At 26.1% G+C, this 25,867-nt stretch carries 22 protein-coding genes, 3 tRNA genes and 1 pseudogene; 9 read left to right on the forward strand and 17 right to left on the reverse strand.

Going from position 1 to position 25,867, the window contains the following annotated elements:
* Positions 1–131 precede the first annotated feature (131 nt).
* From rpsA to serS, 5 genes and pseudogenes are all read right to left on the reverse strand, one after another.
* Positions 132–1,664 (reverse strand): annotated as a pseudogene (rpsA, locus tag RJT54_RS01060) (30S ribosomal protein S1); the annotation flags it as partial.
* Positions 1,665–1,769: 105 nt separating this feature from the next.
* The gene (cmk, locus tag RJT54_RS01065; RefSeq protein WP_343128014.1) at positions 1,770–2,432 is read right to left on the reverse strand and encodes a (d)CMP kinase; all 663 of its coding nucleotides are present in this window, start codon (positions 2,430–2,432) and stop codon (positions 1,770–1,772) included.
* Between the two features lie 75 nt (positions 2,433–2,507).
* Positions 2,508–3,788 carry a 3-phosphoshikimate 1-carboxyvinyltransferase gene (aroA, locus tag RJT54_RS01070; RefSeq protein ID WP_343128015.1) on the reverse strand — a complete coding sequence of 427 codons (1,281 nt, stop codon included), beginning with the start codon at positions 3,786–3,788 and terminating at the stop codon, positions 2,508–2,510.
* A 77-nt stretch (positions 3,789–3,865) separates the two neighbouring features.
* Positions 3,866–4,954 (reverse strand): 3-phosphoserine/phosphohydroxythreonine transaminase, encoded by a 1,089-nt coding sequence (gene serC / locus RJT54_RS01075; RefSeq protein WP_343128016.1) that lies wholly within the window; start codon positions 4,952–4,954, stop codon positions 3,866–3,868.
* Between the two features lie 44 nt (positions 4,955–4,998).
* A complete protein-coding gene (serS, locus tag RJT54_RS01080) occupies positions 4,999–6,294 on the reverse strand; it encodes a serine--tRNA ligase (protein WP_343128017.1) in 1,296 nt (431 codons plus the stop codon).
* A 210-nt stretch (positions 6,295–6,504) separates the two neighbouring features.
* On the opposite strand from serS, the gene trxB reads away from it, so the two are divergent.
* The 3 genes from trxB to aspS are packed head-to-tail and all read left to right on the forward strand — an operon-like array spanning position 6,505 to position 9,454.
* Positions 6,505–7,467: a thioredoxin-disulfide reductase gene (gene trxB, locus RJT54_RS01085; protein ID WP_343128372.1), complete on the forward strand. Its 963-nt coding sequence runs from the start codon at positions 6,505–6,507 to the stop codon at positions 7,465–7,467.
* Positions 7,468–7,484: 17 nt separating this feature from the next.
* The gene (gene infA, locus RJT54_RS01090; RefSeq protein ID WP_343128018.1) at positions 7,485–7,703 is read left to right on the forward strand and encodes a translation initiation factor IF-1; all 219 of its coding nucleotides are present in this window, start codon (positions 7,485–7,487) and stop codon (positions 7,701–7,703) included.
* Positions 7,704–7,741: 38 nt separating this feature from the next.
* Positions 7,742–9,454: an aspartate--tRNA ligase gene (gene aspS / locus RJT54_RS01095; protein WP_428994165.1), complete on the forward strand. Its 1,713-nt coding sequence runs from the start codon at positions 7,742–7,744 to the stop codon at positions 9,452–9,454.
* A 47-nt stretch (positions 9,455–9,501) separates the two neighbouring features.
* Here the strand turns inward: aspS and RJT54_RS01100 are convergent, their stop codons facing one another.
* The 3 genes from RJT54_RS01100 to pyk all read right to left on the reverse strand — a co-directional run bounded on the left by RJT54_RS01100 (position 9,502) and on the right by pyk (position 12,554).
* Complete coding sequence (locus RJT54_RS01100) at positions 9,502–10,278, reverse strand: metal ABC transporter permease (RefSeq protein ID WP_343128019.1); 777 nt, start codon at positions 10,276–10,278, stop codon at positions 9,502–9,504.
* Positions 10,279–10,307: 29 nt separating this feature from the next.
* Positions 10,308–11,021, reverse strand: a complete 714-nt coding sequence (gene znuC, locus RJT54_RS01105) for a zinc ABC transporter ATP-binding protein ZnuC (protein ID WP_343128020.1) — start codon at positions 11,019–11,021, stop codon at positions 10,308–10,310.
* Between the two features lie 93 nt (positions 11,022–11,114).
* Positions 11,115–12,554 carry a pyruvate kinase gene (pyk, locus tag RJT54_RS01110; protein WP_343128021.1) on the reverse strand — a complete coding sequence of 480 codons (1,440 nt, stop codon included), beginning with the start codon at positions 12,552–12,554 and terminating at the stop codon, positions 11,115–11,117.
* A gap of 233 nt (positions 12,555–12,787) precedes the next feature.
* Here pyk and zwf point away from each other — a divergent pair, with 233 nt between their 5' ends.
* From zwf to tsaB, 4 genes are all read left to right on the forward strand, one after another.
* Entirely contained in the window at positions 12,788–14,221 is a 1,434-nt protein-coding gene (gene zwf, locus RJT54_RS01115) for a glucose-6-phosphate dehydrogenase (protein ID WP_343128022.1), read from the forward strand.
* Positions 14,222–14,371: 150 nt separating this feature from the next.
* Complete coding sequence (gene htpX, locus RJT54_RS01120; protein ID WP_343128023.1) at positions 14,372–15,250, forward strand: protease HtpX; 879 nt, start codon at positions 14,372–14,374, stop codon at positions 15,248–15,250.
* 58 nt (positions 15,251–15,308) lie between these two features.
* Positions 15,309–16,631 (forward strand): TerC family protein, encoded by a 1,323-nt coding sequence (locus tag RJT54_RS01125; RefSeq protein WP_343128024.1) that lies wholly within the window; start codon positions 15,309–15,311, stop codon positions 16,629–16,631.
* A gap of 138 nt (positions 16,632–16,769) precedes the next feature.
* Positions 16,770–17,444, forward strand: coding sequence for a tRNA (adenosine(37)-N6)-threonylcarbamoyltransferase complex dimerization subunit type 1 TsaB (gene tsaB / locus RJT54_RS01130; protein WP_343128025.1), 675 nt, complete (start codon positions 16,770–16,772; stop codon positions 17,442–17,444).
* Positions 17,445–17,523: 79 nt separating this feature from the next.
* Here the strand turns inward: tsaB and leuD are convergent, their stop codons facing one another.
* The 7 genes from leuD to minC form a co-directional block, all read right to left on the reverse strand.
* Positions 17,524–18,144, reverse strand: coding sequence for a 3-isopropylmalate dehydratase small subunit (leuD, locus tag RJT54_RS01135; protein WP_343128373.1), 621 nt, complete (start codon positions 18,142–18,144; stop codon positions 17,524–17,526).
* A gap of 25 nt (positions 18,145–18,169) precedes the next feature.
* On the reverse strand, positions 18,170–19,570 hold the full coding sequence (gene leuC, locus RJT54_RS01140; protein WP_343128026.1) for a 3-isopropylmalate dehydratase large subunit: 1,401 nt from the start codon (positions 19,568–19,570) through the stop codon (positions 18,170–18,172).
* Between the two features lies 1 nt (position 19,571).
* The gene (gene leuB, locus RJT54_RS01145; protein WP_343128027.1) at positions 19,572–20,666 is read right to left on the reverse strand and encodes a 3-isopropylmalate dehydrogenase; all 1,095 of its coding nucleotides are present in this window, start codon (positions 20,664–20,666) and stop codon (positions 19,572–19,574) included.
* An 81-nt stretch (positions 20,667–20,747) separates the two neighbouring features.
* Positions 20,748–22,298, reverse strand: a complete 1,551-nt coding sequence (leuA, locus tag RJT54_RS01150; protein ID WP_343128028.1) for a 2-isopropylmalate synthase — start codon at positions 22,296–22,298, stop codon at positions 20,748–20,750.
* Positions 22,299–22,371: 73 nt separating this feature from the next.
* Positions 22,372–22,623, reverse strand: coding sequence for a cell division topological specificity factor MinE (minE, locus tag RJT54_RS01155; protein WP_343128029.1), 252 nt, complete (start codon positions 22,621–22,623; stop codon positions 22,372–22,374).
* A 3-nt stretch (positions 22,624–22,626) separates the two neighbouring features.
* Positions 22,627–23,442, reverse strand: a complete 816-nt coding sequence (gene minD, locus RJT54_RS01160) for a septum site-determining protein MinD (protein ID WP_343128030.1) — start codon at positions 23,440–23,442, stop codon at positions 22,627–22,629.
* Positions 23,443–23,469: 27 nt separating this feature from the next.
* Complete coding sequence (minC, locus tag RJT54_RS01165; RefSeq protein WP_343128031.1) at positions 23,470–24,165, reverse strand: septum site-determining protein MinC; 696 nt, start codon at positions 24,163–24,165, stop codon at positions 23,470–23,472.
* Positions 24,166–24,340: 175 nt separating this feature from the next.
* On the opposite strand from minC, the gene RJT54_RS01170 reads away from it, so the two are divergent.
* Positions 24,341–25,285: a methyltransferase gene (locus RJT54_RS01170; RefSeq protein ID WP_428994179.1), complete on the forward strand. Its 945-nt coding sequence runs from the start codon at positions 24,341–24,343 to the stop codon at positions 25,283–25,285.
* 16 nt (positions 25,286–25,301) lie between these two features.
* Here RJT54_RS01170 and RJT54_RS01175 read toward each other — a convergent pair.
* Positions 25,302–25,385, reverse strand: a tRNA-Leu gene (locus RJT54_RS01175).
* Between the two features lie 9 nt (positions 25,386–25,394).
* Positions 25,395–25,465, reverse strand: a tRNA-Cys gene (locus RJT54_RS01180).
* Positions 25,466–25,678: 213 nt separating this feature from the next.
* Between RJT54_RS01180 and RJT54_RS01185 the strand changes: the two genes are divergently transcribed.
* A tRNA-Ser gene (locus RJT54_RS01185) sits at positions 25,679–25,766 on the forward strand.
* The last annotated feature ends 101 nt before the right edge of the window (positions 25,767–25,867 follow it).

Genomic DNA, 25,867 nt, shown 5'->3' on the forward strand with positions numbered 1-25,867 from the left:
TTATAGCACTTAGTTTCTTGAATAATCCATTATTCAATTATGTTTTATTCAATTAAATTACTGGCAGTAAGTTTAAAAAAAGTATCATGTTGAAATTTTTTTAAAAAATATTTTTTTTCACATTGTTTATATAATGTAAGATGAATAGTACGATTTTTTCTGTCAAATTTATTAAATTTACATTCAATATAATCTTGTATATTTAATACGGTAGTATTGTGTTTCATATGAATCGTTCCAGTAACATCATCCGCTAATTTTACATAAACAATTTGATTTTTCAATGCAATGACTTGACCAGGAACAATATCGTCACGTTTATATTGTTGAATATATTTACTAAAAGTATCTTCTTTCAGTTGTTTAATACCCAATGAGATCCTTTCTCGTTCTGGATCTACTTGTAATACTACAGCAATAATATCATCTCCTTTTTTGTATTGATTTAATACTTTTTCATTAGCATGTTTCCATGAAAGATCTGATAAATGTACTAAACCATCTATTCCGCCTTCTAAACCAATAAAAATCCCAAAATCTGTGATCGATTTAATTTTACCATTTACACGCACACCTCGTGCATTAATTTGTGAAAATAACTCCCATGGATTTGGTTTACATTGTTTAATACCTAATGAAATGCGACGTTTCTCAGCATCAATATCTAATATCATGACTTTTACAGAATCAGATACATGAACTACTTTAGTTGGATGGATATTTTGATTTGTCCAATCCATTTCTGAAACATGGACTAAACCTTCTATACCTTCTTCAATTTCAACAAAACAACCATAATCTGTTAAATTAGTAACTCTACCATATACCTTTTTACCTTCATGATAACGTTCTAAAATAGAATTCCAAGGATCCTCACTTAGTTGTTTTAAACCTAATGATACTCTTGTTTTTTCACGATCAAATTTTAATATTTTGACAAATATTTCATCTCCAATACTAACAATATCGCTTGGATGTTTAACTCGTTTCCATGCCATATCAGTAATATGTAATAAACCATCTACACCACCTAAATCAACAAATGCACCGTAATCGGTTAAATTTTTTATAATTCCTTTAATTTTTATACCTTCTTGTAAATTTAACAACAGTTGTTCTCGTTCAGCGCTAGTTTCGGATTCAATCACAGCTTTTCTTGAAACAACAACATTATTTCGTTTTTGATCTAATTTAATAACTTTAAATTCTAACTCTTTATTTTCTAAATAACTAGTGTCTTTAATGGGCCTGATATCTACTAATGATCCGGGTAAGAAAGCACGTAAATCATTTAATTCTACGGTAAAACCGCCTTTAACTTTTCCGCTAATAATACCTGTAATAATGTTTGATTTTTCATACGCTTGTTCTAATTTAATCCATGATGCATGTTTTTTAGCTTTTTCGCGTGATAATACAGTTTCACCAAAACCATCTTCTATTGCATCTAAAGCTACATCAATCTGATCACCAACTTTCACTTCTAAATGTCCAAACTTGTTTTTAAATTGTTCAATTGGAACATAAGATTCGGATTTTAATCCGGAGTCAATTAGGACCGTATCTTTTTGAATTGCAATAACTGTACCGGTAATAATTGATCCGGTTTTTGTCTTAATTTTTTTTAAAGATTCGTCAAATAATTGTGAAAAGATTTCATTCATATATATTATTAAAAATAATGAGATTTAACTTCTATTTTACTTCATGTGAAATAGGTTAATTGAAATTTTCTATAATCATCCTAATTATAGAGCAGATAATTTTTATTATATCTTAATATGTGACATTGCTACTTTCAATACTTCTGTAACATTCATATTACTAGAATCGATAACAATTGCATTTTTAGCTGTTTTTAATGGAGAGTCAATTCTATTTATATCACGAAAATCTCTTTTTTGCATTTGTAATAATATGTTATTAAAATTAACATTAAAACCTTTTTTTTGTAATTCACACATTCTACGAAGTGCACGATATTTTAATTTAGCATTTAAAAAAAATTTTATTATAGCATCTGGAAATACAGTTGTTCCCATATCACGTCCATTAGCAATTAAACCAGGTTTTCTCCTAAATAACCGTTGTTTAATTAATAAATTACTTCGAACGTATGTAATAGTAGCTAATTTGGAAGAAATATCTGTTACTTTCTGTGACATAAGATCATACTGTGTAAAATCTTTAGTATTAAAATTACAGATTATTCCATCATTATAATTAAAATAATTATTAAAATCCTCTAATAAAGAAAGTAAATTTTTTTTTGAAAAAATAGGATTTTTTTTTATAAATACACAAGCAAATAATCTGTAAATTACACCAGATTCTAAATTAAACCATGTTAAATATTTAGCAAGAGCTCTTGATAAAACACTTTTGCCTGATCCGCTAGGTCCATCAATTGTAATTACAGGCGCTAATTGCATATTTTAATCTTCTCAGATAAATTTTATATTAATAATAATCCTAACAAAGTATATTATACAATATAATCTGTTTACTTAAAAATGACTAATTTTATGAAATTCATAAAAATATTTTGGAAATGTTTTTGATATACATTCAGGATTAATAATAGTAACAGATTGATTGGATAATGCAAGTAATGAAAAACACATTGCGATTCTATGATCATCATAAGTATTAATATAAGAATAAATAAATTTTTTAGGAGGAGTAATAACAATATAATCTCTTCCTTCTTGGATAATAGCACCTATTTTTTTTAATTCTGTTGACATTGCATATAGCCTATCTGTTTCTTTAACACGCCAATTATATATATTATTAATTGTTGTGCTTGACCCATCTGTAAATAAAGCAAGTATAGCAATTGTCATGGCAGCATCAGGAATATTATTTGCATCTAAAGTAATACCTGATAAACTACCTCGAATACATTTTATATAATTATCTCCCCATATTATTTCTGCTCCCATTTTTTTTAAAACATTTGCAAAACATATATCGCCTTGTATACTTTCCTGAGAAATACCATATAACTTAACCGATTTACCTTTAATAGCAGCAGCTGCAAGAAAATATGTTGCTGAAGATACATCACCTTCAATAAAATATTCGCCTGGAGATTGATATTTCTGATTTGATGGAATAGTAAAAATTTTATAATTATCATTATATACAGTAACACCAAAATCTGTCATCATTTTTAATGTCATATTTACATATGGCTTTGATACTAACCCACTTACAATAATTTTAGTATCCAACATAGCTAAAGGAGAAGCTATTAGTAAAGCTGTCAAAAATTGACTAGAAATATTACCATGAATATGTATATCACCTCCTCTGAAACCACCCTGCACTTGGATAGGTAAGTAGTGTTTTTTATTAAGATATTTAATATCACTACCACCTTGAATTAAAGCATCAATTAAATCTTTAATCGGGCGTTCTTGCATTCTATGATTACCGGTAATAATTATTTTTTTATTTTGCAATGCTAAAATAGCTGTTAATGGTCGCACTGCAGTGCCTGCATTACCTAAAAATAATGATATTCCTGATTGATATTGAAATATATTTTCACAACCCTGGACAATACAATCAGTTTGATTTGTAAAATTATACTTTATCCCAAGCATTTTTAATGCTTGCAGCATATGTAGAATATCATCACTATATAATAGGTTTTTTATATATGTTGTACCTTGTGATATTGCAGATAATAGTAAAGCTCGATTTGAAATACTTTTTGAACCGGGTAAATTAATACTACCACATATTTCAGAAATGGGATTTAGAGTTAATAAACTATGCATATCAATATTTCCTGTTTATGAAAAATTATTATATATTTTATAATTAGTGTAAAACTAATGCTATATTATTAATAATATTATTTAAATTTATATTCAAAATTTTTCATAAATTCAATCAATTTTTTTACTCCAGACATTGGCATAGCATTATAAATAGAAGCACGAAAACCGCCTACTACTTTATGTCCTTGTAAAAATTTTAATCCTGATTCGTATGATTGTTTTAAAAAGATATGATTCAAATTTGGATCACGTAAATGAAATGTAATATTCATACATGACCTATTATCCGGATGTACAGTATTAATATAAAAATTACTATTATCAATGGTTTGGTATAATAAGGATGATTTTTTGTAATTCATGTTTTCAAAAAAATCAATTCCGCCTTGATTTTTAACCCATTTTAATACTAAACTAATTATATACCACGAAAAAGTTACAGGAGTATTAAACATAGAATCAAAATCAAAACTTTTTTTATAATCTAATATAGAAGGTGTAAAAGGATAGCTATTCTTTAATAATATTTTTTTTAAAATGACTATAGTAATACCTGAAGGTCCAAGATTTTTCTGTGCACTAGCATAAATTAAATCATATTTATTAATATTAATTTTTCGAGATAATAAAGAAGACGAAAAATCACCAACAACTACTTTATTATGAAAATTTGGTTCTTCATATATTGCAATACCTTCAATAGTTTCATTCGGACAGTAATGTATATAATCTGATTGTGACTGTATTGGCCATTGTTTCATTTTTATAATCGTTGTTTGACCATCAATATTTTTTTTAACAGTGATATGATTCGGGAAACAATATTTTTTTGCTTCCAGCATAGCATTATATGACCAATAACCGCTATCAATATAATCTGCACAATTAAATTGATTAAGTAAATTCATCGGAATTGCAGAAAACTGAGCACGGGCTCCGCCTTGACAAAATAATATTGCATATTCATCAGAAATATTTAATAATTCTCGTAAATATTGTTTAGATTTTACAATAATTTTATGAAATTCTTTACTCCTATGACTAATTTCAATAATTGATGTACCAATATTATTCCAATTTAAAAAATCGTTTTTTACTTCTTTTAATACTGCTTCTGGAAGCATAGCAGGTCCAGCGCTAAAATTATATATTTTTTTATTCATATGTTTATTAAGAAGCTTTATATTAAATAATATTATAATACAAATTAATTCAGAAATTTCATACCATGCATATATTTTTTACGTAATATTTTTGGTATTTCAATTTTTCCATCAGCACATTGATAATTTTCTAAAATTGCAGCTAATGTTCTGCCAATAGCTAAACCAGAACCATTAATGGTATGTAAAAAAATTTTTTTTTTTGTTTCTTTTTGAAAGTATTTTGCTTGTATTCGTCGAGTTTGAAAATCGGACATATTTGAACAAGAAGAAATTTCTCGATATCTTTTTTGAGCTGGTAACCAAACTTCTAAATCATAGGTTTTAGTAGCAGAAAACCCAAGATCACCGGTACATAAAAGTACTTTTCTATATGGCAATTCTAACAATTGTAGTATTTTTTCAGCATGTAGTGTTAACTTTTCTAAACTATCCATAGACTTTTCAGGAACAGTAATATGAAATATTTCTACTTTATCAAATTGGTGCATACGAATTAAACCACGTGTATCTTGACCATAAGATAAAGTTTCAGCACGGAAACATGGAGAGTAAGCTGTCAACATAACTGGCACTTCTTCTTCTAAAAGAACTGTATTACGAAATAAGTTTGTTAATGGTACTTCAGCAGTTGGTATTAAAATGTACTTGTTATTTTTTTTTCGTTGATGTATTGTAGAGACGTAAAATAATTCTTGCTGAAATTTGGGTAATTGACCAGTACCATACATACTTTCTGTGTTTACTAAATATGGTATATTTATTTCTAAATAACCATGATTCACGGTATGTGTATCTAACATAAATTGTCCTATAGCACGATATAACAATGCCATTTTATCTTTCATAACAACAAATCTTGATCCAGACATTTTAGAAGCTGAAAACCAATCAAAACCATTAATTTGTTTACCTAAAGCTACATGATCTTGAATTTTAAAACTACATTTTTTAATTTTACCCCATACCAAGATAATTTCATTATTGGTATATTCCGTTCCAATAGGAACGGTATCATCCGGTATATTTGGTATATATGATATCAAATTTTTTATTTCTGTTTGTATATGATACAATTCATCGTTTTTTATTAATAAATCTTTTTTTATTTTTAGTACTTGTGTTTTCAAAACTGTTAAATCATATTGAGTATTTAATTTTTTACCAATTTTTTTAGATAAATTCTTATAACAATGCCTTAATTGCTCTACTTCAAGTTGTAATTTTTTTCTTTGTTTTTGAAGAATCTGTAAATTTTCTATATTTAAAACAAAACCTTTATTTTTCAATTTTTGAACAATGATATTGGGTTGGTAACGTAATAAATTTAGATCAATCATAATATTTTTATAATTTTATAAATCATGATAAATATAATATATAAATATATAATACATATAATTATTCATGATATTTTGAAAAATAAAAAACTTATATACTTTATTATTATATACTATTCTTTAAGAAATAAAAATTATTTTCTTACATGTTATATTAAATAATTTATAATAATAAATGTTATTATATTACATGGGGGTTTAATTATGTGCATACAAAAAAAAAAAATCAATAAACTGATTATTATTGGATCAGGACCTGCGGGATATACTGCTGCTATATATAGTGCAAGAGCTAATTTAAAACCATTGTTAATTACTGGCTTACAAAAAGGTGGTCAATTAATGAAAACAGAAAGAATTGAAAATTGGCCTGGACGATTTCAAGCAGTAACTGGTATGGCTTTAATGCATGACATAGAACAACATGCATTATCTTTAAATACAAAAATTATTCATGACCAAGTACTACATGTTGATTTTTCACAGTCAATATTTAAAATAACATGTGAAAAACAAGAATATCTTAGTGCTAGTGTGATTATTGCTACAGGATCTTCACCACGTTACTTAGGATTAAATAATGAACAAGAATTTATCGGAAAAGGTATTTCTACTTGTGCAACATGTGATGGTTTTTTTTACAAAGCGCAAGATGTTGCTGTGGTTGGTGGAGGTAATACAGCTGTAGAAGAAGCGCTATATTTATCTAATATTGCTAATATAGTACATTTAATACACCGTAGGAAAACATTTAAAGCAGATAAAATTTTAATACAAAGATTACATAAAAAATTAAAAACAGGATCGATTATTTTACATACTCAGTATATTATTGTAAATATATTAGGTAATGAAAATGGTGTTTATGCAATTGAAATTGCTCAAACAAATAATATAAATAATAAAAAAATAACTCCTATTAAAGCATTATTTATTGCGATTGGTAGCATTCCAAATACTCATATCTTTCATGAAAAATTACATATGGAAAAGGGATATATTATATTAAATAAAAATCTTAAAAATATCACTACACAAACAAATATATCAGGCGTTTTTGCTGCCGGAGATGTTGTAGATCAAAATTATAAACAAGCAATTACTTCATCTGCCAGTGGTTGTATGGCTGCATTAGATGCAGAACGATATTTAAATACATTAGATTTAATATAATTAAAAAGGAAATCATAATGAACAAAGAAGAAAATATTGAAATGCAAGGTAATATTATAGATACACTACCTAATACAATGTTTAAAGTAAAATTAGAGAATGGGCACATTATTACAGCTCATATATCTGGTAAAATGCGTAAAAATTACATTAGGATACTAACTGGTGATAAAGTTACAGTAGAATTAACACCTTATGATTTAAGTAAAGGCCGAATTATATTTAGAAGTAGATAAAAAATATTAATATTTTTATTTTATAGAGTGAATAACCAATGCGTACAAAATATTGTGGCAATATTACAGTATCTGATGTAAACCAAACTGTTACATTATGTGGATGGGTAGATCGTAAAAGAAATTTTGGTAATTTCATATTTGTTGATATTAGAGATTGTACAGGTACTGTACAAATATTTTTTCATTCTAAAAATCATGCCGCTTTTCAAAACGCGCTCAAATTAAGAAACGAATTTTGTATTCAAGTTATTGGTATTGTTCAAAAAAGAACTGTAAAAAACCAAAATATGAAAATCAAAACAGGATTAGTGGAAATTGTTGCAAATGTTTTGAATATTATTAATAGCGCCATATCATTACCAATGGACATCAATCAACACAATGAAGAAAAAATCCGTTTTAAGTATCGTTATTTAGATTTACGTCGAGTAGATATGTTTCAAAATTTAAAATCTCGTCATGAAATTACTAAATATATAAGAAATTTTTTAAATAAACATGATTTTTTAGATTTGGAAACTCCATTATTAAGTAAATCTACCCCTGAAGGTGCTAAAGAATATTTCATATCCAGTCGTATGCATCAAAATAAATACTATGCATTACCACAATCACCTCAAATATTTAAACAATTATTGATGATATCAGGTATAGATAAATATTATCAAATCGTGAAATGTTTTCGAGATGAAGATTTAAGGTCAGATCGACAACCTGAATTTACACAAATTGATATAGAAGCTGCTTTTATTAATGACATTTATATAAAACATATTACAGAATCAATAATAAAAATGTTATGGAAAAAATTTTTAAATTATACATTAACAGATATTCCATCAATAACATTTTCTGACGCTATCAATAAATATGGTTCTGATAAACCAGATTTACGTAATCCAATACAATTATACCATATAAAAAAATCAAATCTTGTATATAATACTAACAGTTCAAACGAAAATAATATTATAACTATCGCCCTAGTAATACCGATGGGGATATCCAAGTTTTCAGAATGTGAAATATATAATATCAATAAAATTATTGATGTATATAATACAATTAATTATGTTTATATTTATGTTTATAATCTTAAAAATCAAGAATATAAAATTATCAATACTATCAATCCTTTAAAAACGCATAATACTATAGAAATAATTGATAATATCAATGCGAATAATGGTGATATTATATTAATTTTATCTGGAAAGAAAGATGTTGTGAACAACTTATCAAACCAAGTTAAGAATATTATTGCCCAAAAACTTGATCTTATTGATCAAAATAGTTGGAAACCTATTTGGATTACTGATTTTCCTATGTTTAAAAAAGATAAAAATAATGTATTATCCGCAACACATCATCCATTCACAGCTCCAAAAAATATTGACATACAAACATTAACAACAATTAATCCAGAATCAATTCTTTCCAATGCTTATGATTTAGTTATAAATGGATATGAAGTTGGAGGGGGTTCAGTACGTATACATAATCCAGAAGTACAAAAAATAATCTTTGATATACTAAATATATCTATTAAAACAAACAAACATCCCTTTGATTTTTTTGTACATGCTTTAAAATACGGTACCCCTCCACATGCAGGTATTGCACTGGGATTGGATAGAATTGTGATGCTATTAACAAAAAATAATAATATCAAAGATGTTATTGCTTTTCCAAAAACGAATACTGCAACTTGCTTAATGAGCGGTACACCATCTACAATAATATATTAACGTATTAAATAAACATCTTTCATGTAATTTCTTAATGCAAAATATTATTATATCATAAAACTCATTATCAATATTATTGATTCAAATAATATAATTGTTGGACTAATAGGTATATTATAAAGTATTGCAAACGCCATACTTATTGTAATTGAAATAATATTAATACATACTGAAAATAATACCATTTGTTCAGGTGACGTAGAAAACTTTTGAGCAATAGCTGGAGGAATAATCAAAATTGATGTAATTAATAAAGCACCAACCAATGTTGTAGATATACCAATTAACAAAGCAGTTAATAACATTAACATGAAACGCATGTAAAAAATGTTAATACCATTTACTTGAGCAAGTTCAACATGAATAATCATAAATAACATAGATTCCCAAAATCGCATAATAAATACAACAATTATAAGTGTCATAATAACAATGACACTAATATCAATTAGTGTTAATTGCAATACATTACCTAATAAATATTTTGTTAAATCTGACTTTTCATCTTTTGAAATAATATGTAAAATAATCATACCTATTGATAAAGAACTATATGTAGTAATTCCTAAAATTGTATCTAATGACAAGTTTGAAATACGTTCTATATAAACAATCATAATTGTTAATAAAACTAATATTATTAATACTGAACATATTGGGTTCATATGTAATAATAACGCACATGCTAAACCTAACAACGAAGCATGAGATAATGTATTACCAAAAGATGACATATTACGCCAAAGAATAAAAGATCCTAAAGGCCCGCAACAAAATGATAATAATATCCCTGATATCCAGATAAAAAAAACATGCTTACACATTTTGTACCCTCTAAAAAATATATTTTAATTTAAAAAACATGTACATGATTATGTTTATGAGGATATAATGCTAACTTATATAATGACTCAGTACCAAACATTGAAATAAATTTTAAATTCTTAGTAATTGTTTTTGGTGACCCAGAACAACATATATGATTATTTAAACAAATAACTTCATCAGTTTGTGCCATGACAAAATATATATCATGAGATACAATAACAATTGCGCATGATAACTCTTTTTTTAATTGATGAATGAGTTTATAAAAAGCAATTTGACCATTTATATCAACTCCTTGTATCGGTTCATCTAAAATTAACAATTTAGGATTATTTAATAAAGCACGTGCTAATAGAACTTTTTGGATTTCTCCTCCAGATAATTTATTTAATTGTATATATCGTAAATGGTATATATGAATTTTATTTAGTACTTGAATAATCGCATTTTCTGTATGATCCAATAATTTTAAAAAATTATATACTGAAATGGGAAAATATGTATGAAAACTTAATTTTTGTGGAACATAACCAATATTTAAATTCGGTATTCGCATTATAGAGCCTGTTTTAGGCTGTATTAATCCTAATATTACACGTACTAACGTGGATTTTCCTGCTCCATTTGGCCCAATTAATGTAACAATACGATTAGAATATAATGATAATGATATATCCGACAAAATGCTTCGATTAGATAAATCAATAAAAATGTTTTTGAGTTGAATTAATATTTTCATATATTATTAATATATACTGTAATGAAAAGAAATGTATCAAACATAACTAATGCTTATACAATCTTTTCAAACAAATCAAATTTTCGTTAAAAATTATACTTTTAAAATTCTATGAATGTTCGTTTTACCAGATTTCCCCATAATATCACCTTGTGTAATGACAATCATATCTCCAATTTTTAACAAATTTTTTTTTAAAAGTAATAAAATCGCATCATTCGCTACTTGTAAATCTTTATTAGGACTATTAAAATAAATAGGTATAACACCACGATATAAAGAAACTAAATTTAAAACATTTTGATGTTTTGATAACGCAAAAATTGGCAAACCCGAACTAATACGTGAAGTTAATAACGCGCTTAATCCTGACTCTGTTAATGTAATAATTGCACTGACACCACTTAAATGATTTGCAGAGTACATGGCAGACATTGTAATAGTTTCTTCAATATTATCAAATTTCACACCAATTCTATGTTTAGAAACATGCATACTCGGTATTTTTTCTGCCCCCCTACAAATATTAGACATTGCTCGTACTGTTTCAGATGGATAACGTCCAGTTGCAGTTTCAGCAGATAACATAACTGCATCAGTACCATCTAAAACAGCATTCGCTACATCCATCACTTCTGCACGTGTTGGAACAGGGTTATTCACCATAGATTCCATCATCTGAGTTGCTGTGATGACTATTCGGTTTAATTGTCTTGCATATTTAATAAGTTTTTTCTGTACACCGATTAACTCAGAATCACCGATCTCAACACCTAAATCACCTCTTGCAACCATAATTGCATCAGCAGCTAGAATCATTCTTTTCATAATACTTATGTTTGATACAACTTCTGCCCGTTCCATTTTAGCAATTATTTTTGGATAATTACCTAATGCACTTGATAATTCTCGTGCTAGCATAAGATCGCGAGGATGTCTTGGAAATGATACTGACAAATAATCGACTCCAATGTTAGAAGCAATGATAATATCCTTTTTATCCTTTTCGGTTAAAGATTCTGCGGATAAACCTCCACCTAATTTATTCACACCTTTATTATTTGATAATACACCTCCAATTAAAACTTTTGTAACCACTTTAGTATCGTAAATATCTAAAACTTGCAATTGTATCCGTCCGTCATCTAATAATAAAATATCATTTACATCTAAATCTGATGATAATTCTTTATAATCTATACCGACCTTTGTTTCATTACCTTCATTACTTGATAATGTCATATCTAATGTAAATATTTTACCTGGTATTAAAAACACAGATTGTTTTTTAAAACTAGATATACGAATTTTTGGTCCTTGTAAATCACCTAAAATTGCTACATGACAACCAATTTTTTTAATAATTTTAAATGCGTGATATGCTCGACTTTCATGTTCTTCTTGTGTACCATGAGAAAAATTTAAACGTAATATATTTGCACCTGCTAAAATTGATTTTTCCAGATTATCACTCTCATCTGTTGTTGGGCCTAATGTAATAACTATTTTTGTTCGTATTGTACTTAAATTCATATTTATTCAACCATAATTTTGATATAAGGTGAAATTTAAAATCTGTAATTATAAAATAATTATACGTATAATAAATAATCATATAAAATATTTTACAATATATATATATATTTACATTTATTGTAATAAATTTATTAACTTAGATAATATTATTATAAGTTATTTTTGATATAAAAATTTAATCTTTATAATATATTTTCTAAAATAATAAAAAACACTATAAAGAGGAAAATGTGAAAATAGAAAATATTATACCATACGATTTAGTAATTTTTGGAGCAAAAGGCGATTTATCTTGTAGAAAATTAATACCTGCATTATATCGGCTAGAATTACAAAATTTATTACATATAAATACTAGAATAATTGGTGTAGGACGAGCTGATTGGAATAATAATCATTATTCAAGTATAGTTTTACAAGCATTGAAAAAATTTCATAGTGATTCTATTGATATAAATATTTGGAATACATTTAAAAATAAATTATATTTTTATAATTTAGATGTTACTAAAATAGATAATTTTATTCATTTAAAATATACATTAAATCAATCTAAAAACACAAAAATTTACTATTTTGCTGTACCCCCGAATAAATTTAATAATATTTGTGAAGGATTGGGTAAAATTCAATATAATACACAACCAAATAGAATAATTGTAGAAAAACCAATTGGTGTATCATTAAAATCTTCGCAAATAATTAATAAACAATTGAATAAATATTTCCATGAAAATCAAATATTTAGAATAGATCATTATTTAGGTAAAGAAACAATATTAAATCTATTAACATTACGTTTTGCAAATCCAATATTTCATAATATCTGGAATAATACAGCTATTAAATACGTGAAAATTACTGTTTCTGAAACAATAGGTATTGAAAATCGGTGGGCATATTTCGATAGTATTGGTCAAACTAAAGATATGGTACAAAATCATCTGTTACAAATATTAAGCTTAATTACAATGTCAGTACCAAAAAAACTTGATGCTTATCATATCCGAAAACAAAAAATAGAAGTATTAAAATCATTACGAAAAATTGATTCAAAAAATATTTATACACATACATTACGCGGGCAATACAGTTCAGGTATGATTAATGGTAATATCGTTCCTTCTTATATTGAAGAAAATGGTGCAAAAAAAGATAGTGATATGGAAACATTTGTACTAATTAAAGCAAATATTGATAATACAACATGGTCCGGTGTGCCTTTTTTTTTAAAAACAGGCAAACGTATGCATACTAAAAAAACTGAAATTGTCATATATTTAAAAAATATACCAAATTCAATATTCATGAATCATATTAATAATAATTATGCAAATAAATTACGAATTATACTAGAGCCAAATGAAGGTATAGAAATTGAATTTCTAAATAAAAAACCTGATATAAATAACAAATATATATTAAAAAAATCGAAATTGAATTTTCAATATAGTGATATTACAAAAGATAAGATAGCAGATGCATATGAAAGACTATTATTTGAAAGTATGAAAAATGATCAATCATTATTTGTGTCTAAAGAAGAAATTGAAACTTCATGGGAATGGATTGATTCTATTATTCATGCTTGGAAAACGAATAAAATAAAGATTCAATTATATCCATCAGGAACAAAAGGACTATATTTTTCTAAAAAAAATTAAACAAAAATATTTTTAAAAATATAATAAAGAATATACAAATAAAAAATTAATACATTATTTTTAATAATAAATAAAATCATTTAATACATTTGTATCTATATAACATATATTAAATATAACATGTATTACACAACAGGATAGTATAATTATATGATACGAGTCATTCTATTTTTACTAACTAATTTATCCGTTACATTTATGTTTGGAACAGTATTATTTTTAACTGGTCTTGAATCAAATAGTATTAGATCGTTAATTGTATTTTCTTCCCTTGTAGGATTTACTGGTTCAATTACATCATTATTATTATCAAAATGGTCTGCTTTGCGTTCTACAAATGGAAGAATTATTTATAAACCCCAAACATCAATGGAAGCATGGATTTTAAATGCAGTAAGATATCAATCTAACCAATTAGGTATTAAAACACCAGAAGTTGCAATTTACACTTCAAACTCAGTAAATGCATTTGCAACTGGTTATAGTAGAAATAGTTCATTAGTTGCATTTTCTACTAAACTAATTGATGTTATGGATAAAGATCAACTACAAGCAGTCATTGCGCATGAATTAAGTCATGTAGCAAATGGCGATATGATTACATTAGCTTTAATTCAAGGAGTAATAAATACATTCGTTTTTTTTGTTTCTACGGTTTTTTCACGTTCTATTATGAATATGTTATCTACATATAGAAACACAAATTACGTTAGATCATATGGTTTTTTAATTAATTATGTATCTACTATGCTTTTACAAGCAGTATTTGGCATGTTAGCAAGTATTATCGTTATGGCTTTTTCAAGATATCGAGAATTCAAAGCAGATTCTGATGCAGCAAAACGTGTTGGATGGGATCGTATGATTAGATTATTAGTACGGTTTAAAGAAGTAACAGATCCTAGACCACCCGAAGATATTAAAACATACTGTATACATGGACAAACTAAATCATTTTTCAATTTATTTTCCTCACATCCTCCAGTACAAAATCGAATTGATGCACTACATAACAAAACATATGAATAAAAATTGAAAAATACATTTCATTAACTAAATTATTCGTGATTTTTTATGGAGTATATGAATGGTATGCTTGTTAAATCCTGCAACATGGGTTGGTTTATTAACTCTTGTTGTATTAGAAATAGTATTAAGTATTGATAATTTAATTTTTATTGCTATCTTAGTAGATAAAGTACCTCCTGAAAAAAGAGATCAAGCTCGTTTTATTGGTTTAGGAGTATCATTAACGATACGATTAATTTTACTTACCACAATATCGTGGATTATTACATTAACCACTCCTATTATTAGCAATAAATATTGTACTTTATCTGGACATGACTTAATACTATTATCAGGAGGATTATTTTTACTATTTAAAGCAACCATTGAACTACATGAAAAACTCGAAGGAGGTATCCGTCACCATAAAATTAATAAATATTATTCAGGTTTTTGGATTATTGTTTTTCAAATTATTATTGTAGATATTATATTTTCGTTAGATTCCGTTATTACTGCAGTTGGCATGGTAAATAAATTATTTATCATGATTTGCGCAGTAATAATTGCAACATTTTTAATGTTTATTGCTGCTAAAGCATTAACAAAATTTATTCATACACATAAAACAATTGTAGTATTATGTTTAAGTTTTCTTTTAATGATTGGATTGAATCTAGTTTCAGAATCATTCGGTGTCTCTATACCAAAAGGATATATATATTTTGCAATAGGATTTTCATTATTTATAGAAATCCTGAATCAAATTTCTATCAATAATATAATCAAATATGAATCACTACAACCAATTCGACAACGTGTTACTAAAATTATTTTAAGACTTATTAAAAAAACATGTGATGTCAATCAAACAAAAATATTAAAATTCAAAAAAATAAACAATAAATTATATCATACCCTACCCTTTTATAAAGATCATTTTCAAGATTCAGAAAAATACATGATTAAAAGTGTATTAAATCTAGCAGAACGATCGATTCGGAGTATTATGACTCATAAAGAAAAAATTATTTGGATTAATACAACTCATAATATCAATAATATTAAAAACAAACTACGAAATACATCTCATAGTATATTTCCAATATGTCATAATACATTAGATAATATTATTGGTATTATCCAAGCTCATGAATTATTTATGCATGTGCATCATAAAACATTTGATATTAAACAATGTTCAATTCAAACACTACCTATAACAGTCTTAGATACTATCAATCCAATTAATTTAATTACGGTTTTGAGAAAATCGCAGGGCGGTGTTATTATTGTTACAAACAAATTTGGAATAATACAAGGATTGATTACACCTTTAGATATTTTAGAAGCAATTGCAGGAGAATTTACAAAAATTAAAAAAAAATATAAATTGTTATAAATATATATTTATATACAGTGATATTATTTGATGGTGTAATGATATAAATTAAAAAAAATGATATTTATACTAATACAACATAGAAATAATAAAATCTTTTATTGTATGTAATCATAACAATTACATTAGGTTATTCATATGATACATAATCTAGAATATGATAATATCTTATCTATTGATTCTTCTTTAGATCATAATATTATTGCTATATTATATAACAATACCATCCATTATCAAATTAATGAGTGTAATAAACAACACGAAAAAAATATTTTAACCATGATACATGTATTATTAATAAAAAATAAATTAAAAATCAACAATTTTAAGATTATTTCTTTTACTATTGGACCTGGTAGTTTTACCGGAATTAGATTAAGTACAAGTATTGCACAAGGATTATCTATTCCAAATAATATTCATTTAATTGGTATTTCTACTTTAAAAATACTTGCTGAACAAACATGGCGTTTATATAAATTTGATAAAATAATTGTTTGTAATATTGCAAATAAAAAAAACATATATTGGGGACAATATATCAAAAAAAATAACTATTGGGTTGGATCAGAAATATCATTAACGATAGATATAGCATATCAAAAAATTAATTCTTTAACAGAAATATGGTATATGGTTGGATCAGGTCATATTTATTTTAAAAATATAAAAAATCAATTTTTACGTATCATACGTATTAATACACCATATGCAGAAGATATGATTACATTAACCCGAATAGAAGCTAAAAAGAAGAATTTTTTATTATTAGAAAATATTCACTTAAATTATTTAAATAATCCTATTTATTAAAATAATTTTAAAAAATTATAACAAACTACATATTTTCACTAATAAAATAAAATATATGTAGTTTTATTATATATGATAATTACAATATTGCTTTTAATTGATAAAATTTAGGTATTTGTTTTTCATACTGAATAATCCTATCTGAATGTTTCAATGTTAAATCAATATTATCTAAACCCTGTAATAAACAAGAACGATAAAAATCATCAATTGTAAAAATATACTTCTTATCGTAAATTATAAATTCATTTTTTTTTAAATTAATAGTAGCTTGTATACCCGGATTTTTATAAATAATATTAAAAATATCATTTATTTCACATTCAGGTAATGTAATTAACAAAAGATGATTATTAAAACTATTATTATAAAAGATATCCGCAAAATTTGGAGCAATAATTACACGAAAACCATAATCCAGTAACGCCCATACCGCATGCTCTCTAGATGAACCACAACCAAAATTATTTCTTGCAATTAAAATACTAGATTGAAAATAATGTGGTTTATTTAACACAAAATTAGTATCTAATGTATTCTCCTGACTATTACCAAACCTCCAGTTGTAAAATAAACTTTCCGCAAAACCTGTTTTATCAATTTTTTGTAAAAATTGCTTTGGTATAATTGCATCTGTATCAACATTAGATATATCTAATGGTGCTATAATACCTGTATGACTAATAAACTTTTTCAATATTACACTCCATTTACAATTTTATATATTACCGTATTTTTCTAATATCTTGAAATTTTCCAAATAATGCAGCAACTGCTGCCATAGACGGACTTACTAAATGCGTACGACTTTTATGACCTTGACGATGTTCAAAATTACGATTACTTGTTGAAGCACAACGGTCTCCCGAGTTTAATTGATCATCATTCATACCCAAACACATTGAACAACCAGGCAATCTCCATTCAAATCCAGCATGAATAAAAATTTTATCTAATCCTTCTTGTTCAGCTTGTTTTTTAACTAGATTAGATCCCGGCACAACAATAGCCGTTACTTTATCATGTACACGCTTATTATATATCATAGTTGCAGCTAATCGTAAATCTTCTATTCTAGAATTCGTACATGAACCAATAAATACTTTATTTATTTCAATATCTGTTAAAAAAATTCCTGATTTTAATCCCATATATGATAAAGCTTTTTCTGCTGATTGTCTTTCTAAAACATTTTTTATTGATTGAAGGGATGGAATAGGTAGATCAATTGCAATAACCTGACTGGGATTTGTACCCCAGGTTACTTGGGGAGATAGATTATTAATATTTATTGATAATGATTTGTCAAAAACGGCATCATCGTCTGATTTTAAAGTTTTCCAATACTGTATAGCATGATTCCAATTAAAATTCCGTGGTGCAAAATTTCTATTTTTTAAATATTGAAATGTTGTTTTATCTGGAGCGACAATACCAGATTTTGCACCCATTTCTATTGCCATATTACATAATGTCATTCTACCTTCCATACTTAACTGAGATATTGTTTCACCAACAAATTCAATAACATAGCCTGTACCTCCAGAAACACCCACTTGACTAATAATAAATAAAATTATATCTTTCGGGCTAATATAATTATTTAAATTACCAGAAATGTCGATCCTCATGGTTTTATAACGTTTTTGCTTAATAGTCTGGGTTGCAAGAACATGTTCAACTTCAGATGTTCCGATACCAAATGCTAATGCGCCAAATGCACCATGTGTGGAAGTATGAGAATCACCACATACAATTAACATGCCGGGTAATGTCATGCCTTGTTCTGGACCCATAACATGAACAATACCTTGATTATTATGTCCTAAATCAAACAACGAAATATTAAATTCACGACAATTATTAGATAATGCTTGTATTTGTTTACGTGCCATATGATCTAATAAAGTTATATTATTAGTTTTTGTAGAAACATTATGGTCCATAGTAGCAAACGTTTTTTCTGGACATCTAATATTTCTATTTTTTAAACGTAAACCACTAAATGCTTGTGGAGAAGTAACTTCATGAATTAGGTGTAAATCAACATATAAAATAGATGTATTTTCTGTATCTGTATAAACGATATGATTGTTATACAGTTTTTCATATAATGTTTGTCCCATATTATATCTCTTTAATGAACATTTGGGAAATGATATCTCCCATCTGATTAGTATGAATATAGTCTTGTGTATTATTTGCAATATCAAATGTTCTATAACCTTTTTTTAATACTTGTTTAATAGTTTCAAAAATTGCATCCGATAATTCGTATAATTGCATACTGTATCGTAATAATAACGCAATAGACAAAATTTGAGCAATTGGATTAGCCAGATTTTTACCTTGAATATCTGGTGCAGAGCCTCCGGCTGGTTCATACATACCAAAATTATTTTCATTTAAACTAGCTGAAGCTAGCATACCAATTGATCCAGTAATCGCCGCACATTCATCTGATATAATATCACCAAATAAGTTAGAACATAATATTACATCAAATTGACTTGGATTTTTAATAATCTGCATTACTGCATTATCAATATATAAATGTGATAATTGCACTTTAGGATACTTTTGAGAAAGATTATTAACTGTATCGCGCCATAATTTAGAACTCTTTAAAACATTCGCTTTATCAATAGAAGTAAGTTTATTATTCCGTTGTTGTGCAATTTGAAATGCCATATCTGCTATTCTATTAATTTCAGATCGATAATATAACTCAGTATCAAAAGCATATTCTCCAAAATCAATACTATCTTTTCTTTCAGATGAACCAAAATATATTCCGCTAATTAATTCACGAACACATAATATGTTTATATCTGTACCAAGAATATCTTGACGTAAAGGAGATAAATCTTGTAATTCAGAATATAAAATCGAAGGTCGAATATTTGCAAATAAATTAAAATGTTTTCTTAATGGTAATAAAGCACCACGTTCTGGTTGTTTTTCATCAGGTAAATTGTTCCATTTTGGACCACCTACCGAACCCAATAAAATTGCATCTGAAGACTCACAACCTAATAACGTTCTTTTTGGCAAAGCAGTACCATACTTATCAATTGCAATTCCACCAATATCATATTCATGAAAAATAAAATTAATAAAACATTTTTTTTTTAAAATTTTTAAAATTTTATACGCTTCTTGCATAACTTCAGGGCCAATACCATCACCAGGTAAAATTGCTACATGAAATTTCTTTTTCATTTGAAACACTCTGCAAGTAAATGTTTTTAAAAGATATAAATAAATATCTTAAACATATATAAAAAATGAATTTGACTAGTTTTAAATTCCATTAACTTTATTTAATGTTAAAATAACTTGATTAGCTCGCCATATACTATTTAAAACATTAACTAATGCTTGCGCTGAAGATTCAATAATATCTGTTGCTAACCCTATTCCGTGAAATTTTCGATTTCTATAATCTACTATAATATCTACTTGGCCTAGAGCATCTTTACCTTGTCCTTTTGCAAACAATTGAAATTTTTGTAATAACATTTTATATCCCGATATTTTATGCAAAGCACGGTATACAGCATCAACCGGACCATTACTCGTAGCAGCAGTTTTTGTAACAATATTTTTACCACAAATCAATGTTACTGATGCAATTGCAGAACCACTAGAACTAGATTTAACGTTAAAATATTCCAACCTAAAATGTTCTGGAGTCTCTTGTTGATTATTTATAAACGCCAATGCTTCCAAATCATAATCAAACACCTGACCTTTTTTATCCGCTAATTTTAAAAATGAAACGTATAGTTCATCAATATTATATTCAACATCTTTATAACCCATTTGTTGCATGCGATGTCGTACCGCTGCTCTTCCTGATCGTGAAGTTAAATTTAATTGTACTTCTTTTAAACCAATTATCTGCGGGGAAATAATTTCATAATTTTCTCTATTTTTTAAAATACCATCTTGATGTATTCCAGAAGAATGTGAAAAAGCATTACTACCAATAATTGCTTTATTTGCAGGTATAGGCATATTACATATTTGACTAATAATTTTACTTGTACGATATATTTCTTTTGTTTCAATATTTGTATGTACTTTTAATATATCTTTACGTGATATAATTGCCATAATCACTTCTTCCAAGGCTGCATTTCCTGCACGCTCACCAATTCCATTCATGGTACCTTCAATTTGTCTAGCCCCGGATAAAATTGCTGAAATTGAATTACCAACAGCCATACCTAAATCATCATGACAGTGTACAGAAATAACTGCCTGATCAATATTTGGTACTTTTTTGTACAACATTTTAATGATATTACTAAATTGATTTGGTAAAGTATAACCAACAGTATCTGGAATATTAATGGTATTTGCACCAGCAGAAATAGCATATTCAACAATTCTACATAAATTATCTAACGATGTTCGTCCAGCGTCTTCACAAGAAAATTCAATATCATTTGTATAACGTTTTGCATATTTAATTGAATGAATTGCCATATCTACAATTTCATCAAAATTTTTTCTTAGTTTTGATTGCATATGTAAATTAGAAGTACCTAAAAAAATATGAATTCTAAAATGATCTAATATAGACATAGCATTTGCAGCTGCATCAATATCTTTATCAACACAACGAGCTAAACTACATATTGTTGTATTTTTAATATTTTTTGAAATTTCTCGTACAGAATTAAAATCTCCAGGAGAAGAAATTGGAAAACCCACTTCCATAACATCAACTTTCATCCTTTCTAAAGCAAAGGCAATTTGTAACTTTTCTTTAACACTTAAACTTGCCTGTAATGCTTGCTCACCATCTCTTAATGATGTATCGAAAATAATTACTTTTTCATTCATGATATTATCCAAATAAAATTATTAATTTACTATTATAAAAAAACAAATATTATGTATGCGAAAAATGAAAATGTCATTTTTTTTGTCTTATATTTAATTCTAAAATAAAAATATTCGGATCTTTTTGATTAGCACGAACTGTCAGTATATTTGGTTTCATATGAATATATTTCTCTACTGTCAATAAAATCTCTTTTTTTAATTTTATAAAATATTTAGAATAATTAACCTGTTGTTTTTGTTTAAAAAACATAATTTGTAATCTTTTTTTTGCAATATATGCTGTATTTTTTTTACAAGATAAAAAAAAATCTAGTAATGACATTGTTTATCTCCAAAATAATCTTCTAAAAAAATTTTTTTTTTCTTCCTTTAAAAAACGAAAATTGCATTTTTTCCCGAGTAATCTTTTTACTGTATCACAATATGCATGTCCAGCCTTAGATGTTTGGTTTAAGATAATCGATTCACCTTGATTAGATGCTTTTAATATAGAAACATCTTCTGGAATGACTCCAATTATTGGAATACGTAAAATATCTACAACATCGTCCATACTTAACATATCCCCGTTTTTTACTCGAATAGGATCATATCTATTTAATAATAAATATTCTTTTACAGGAAATAAATTATTTTCAGCCCTTTTTGATTGCGCAGCAATAATTCCTAAAACACGATCAGAATCTCTAACAGAAGCAACTTCAGGATTTGTAACGATAATTGCTTCATCAGCAAAATACATTGCAAAAATTGCTCCTGCTTCAATACCTGCTGGAGAATCACAAATAATAAAATCAAAATTCATATCTAATAATTTATTAAAAATTATATTCAAACCATCTTTAGTTAAGGCATCTTTATTACGAGTTTGTGAAGCAGGTAAAATAAATAAATTTTCAGTATATTTATCTTTAATAATCGCTTGTTGCAGATTAGCATCACCTTCCAATACATTAATTAGATCATATACAACACGTCTTTCACAACCCATAATTAAATCTAAATTACGTAATCCAATATCAAAATCGATTACTATAGTTTTTTTTCCGAATTGGGCAAAACCAGTTGCAATTGCTGCACTAGATGTAGTTTTTCCAACTCCGCCTTTACCTGAAGTAACTACAATAATACGAGTAGTCATATAATTTATTCCATATCTTAATATAAATTAAATTAACGGTTTAACATATAAATTGTTTTTTTTAAAAAATACATATACACTACATCCTAATAAACTAGCAGTAATTTGATCTAATAATAAATATTCACCTGCAATTGAAACAATTTCAGCGAAATACTTTGTACAAAAAATATTTCTTGTACGATCCCCGTGTACACCTGCTAAAGCACGTCCTCTCATTGTGCCATAAATATGAATATTACCACCAGAAATTAATTCTGCACCTGTACTAACATTATTAAGAATAATTAAATCTGCATATTTGATATAAATTTTTTGCCCTGATCTAACGGGTTGAGTAATAACAGTTGATTTAATTTTTTTTAGATTTAAAAGATCTGTTTTTTTTAGAATATTAATATTATTTAAAATTTCCTTACCATTATTAAAAATTGGTAAACCAGATTTAATAATTATACTTTTTAAAATACAATTAATATACCCAGAAACACCTATAATACGCAAACCAGTGTCAGTAATTGCTTGTTGCATATCATGCCAGTTAACTGCAGGTGTTAAATAAGAAATATTTAATATAATATACGCACGTTTAAAAAATTCCGGAGATTCTTTAATTTTATTAAATATTGCTTTTTGTACTATATTTATAGTATCATTTTTAATATATAAGACTAAAAATGTAAAAACATTACCTTGAAATTCAATCGGATTATTTAATAACATAAAAATGCAAATTTTTAAAATCACAAGTAATATAATATTATATTATAAAATTTATATATTATAATTATAATTATAATATATATATTTATTAGTAATAGAGGATACATTTATATTATATTTAACTGATGAAAGTAAAATTATTACTCAGTACGCTGATAAATTTAAACAAAAAAAAATACTTTTTTCAGGTAATATTCAAGATCAAATATTTTTAAAAATTATTTCCAAAAAAATAACTATACATATACAAAAATGTTATAATAATATTTTATTATATAAGAAAAATAATAATATTTGTTTTAGAATGTTACCTAGATACAATATGATTAAAAATTGTGATACTGTAATATTCTTTTTACTTAGAAGTAAAATTGAGTTAATATTTCAATTAATATACATATGCTCTAAACTGAGTACAAAAAAAGAAATTTTTGTAGTCGGAAAAAACAAATTCGGTATTAATAGCATACAAAATATATTTAAAGCTTGGATCCAATTTAAAAAAATAATTTATAAAAAAAAATGTGCATTATATCATGGAACCATAAAAAAAATACCAAATTTTGATTTAAAAAAATATTTTAGACAGTATATTATATATAATACTAAAATTGTAACTTTGCCTGGAGTATTTGACTATAAAAAATTAGATATAGGTAGTAAGTTAATGATCGATAGTTTTAATAAAAACATTACAGGAAAAATTTTAGATATCGGATCAGGTTCAGGTGTTTTATCTGCTGTATTAAAAAAATGCTCACCATCAACAAAAATTACACTTGTCGATAATAATAGTACAGCATTATTTTGTAGTAAATATACTTTTAGAATTAATAAAATAATAGGTAAAATTCATTACAGTAATATTTTTTCACATGTCTGTAATAAATTTAATGTTATTATCACTAATCCACCTACACATTATAGTAATTGTAATAATTTAAGCATTATTTATAAAATTATAAAAGAATCAAAAAAATTTTTATATAAAAACGGAAAATTACGCATAGTATTGCATTCAAACATATCATGTAAAAATATATTTATGAAATATTTTGGAAACTATAAAATATTGAACACAAAAAAACATTTTAATTTATATGAAGTAATTTATAAATAAAAAAATTATAATTTTATGCCCAGAGCGGGAATCGAACCCGCAAAGCTGTTAAGCCGAGGGATTTTAAGTCCCTTGTGTTTACCTGTTTCACCATCCGGGCAAATATTTTAGGCGCGTTCTGGAATTGAACCAGATTATACGGATTTGCAGTCCGCCACATAACCAATCTGTCAACGCGCCAAAAATACCAACACTAAATTTTATTGTAATAAATATTAAATATATTGTCCAACATTATTTTTTATAAATCAGCATATTATATAATATTTTAGGTAAGTAAGAGCATAATATAATAAATAAAAAACTTTACATACAATGATAATTGTATTATTATATCAAATAATATATTTAATATTTATATGTGTAATATTGTATTATTTAAGAATTATATTCGGAGGAGTGGCCGAGTGGTTTAAGGCAGCGGTCTTGAAAACCGCCGATAAGTAACACTTATCCGAGAGTTCGAATCCCTCCTCCTCCAATATAAATAAACAATATATTTGAGAATATAATAACATGACTGATCTTTATATATAAAACATATAAAAATATATAATATAATTGTTTTTACAAAAAACAAGA

The organism is Buchnera aphidicola (Takecallis taiwana), from assembly GCF_039355125.1.
Taxonomy (GTDB): Bacteria; Pseudomonadota; Gammaproteobacteria; order Enterobacterales; family Enterobacteriaceae; genus Buchnera_L; species Buchnera_L aphidicola_AG.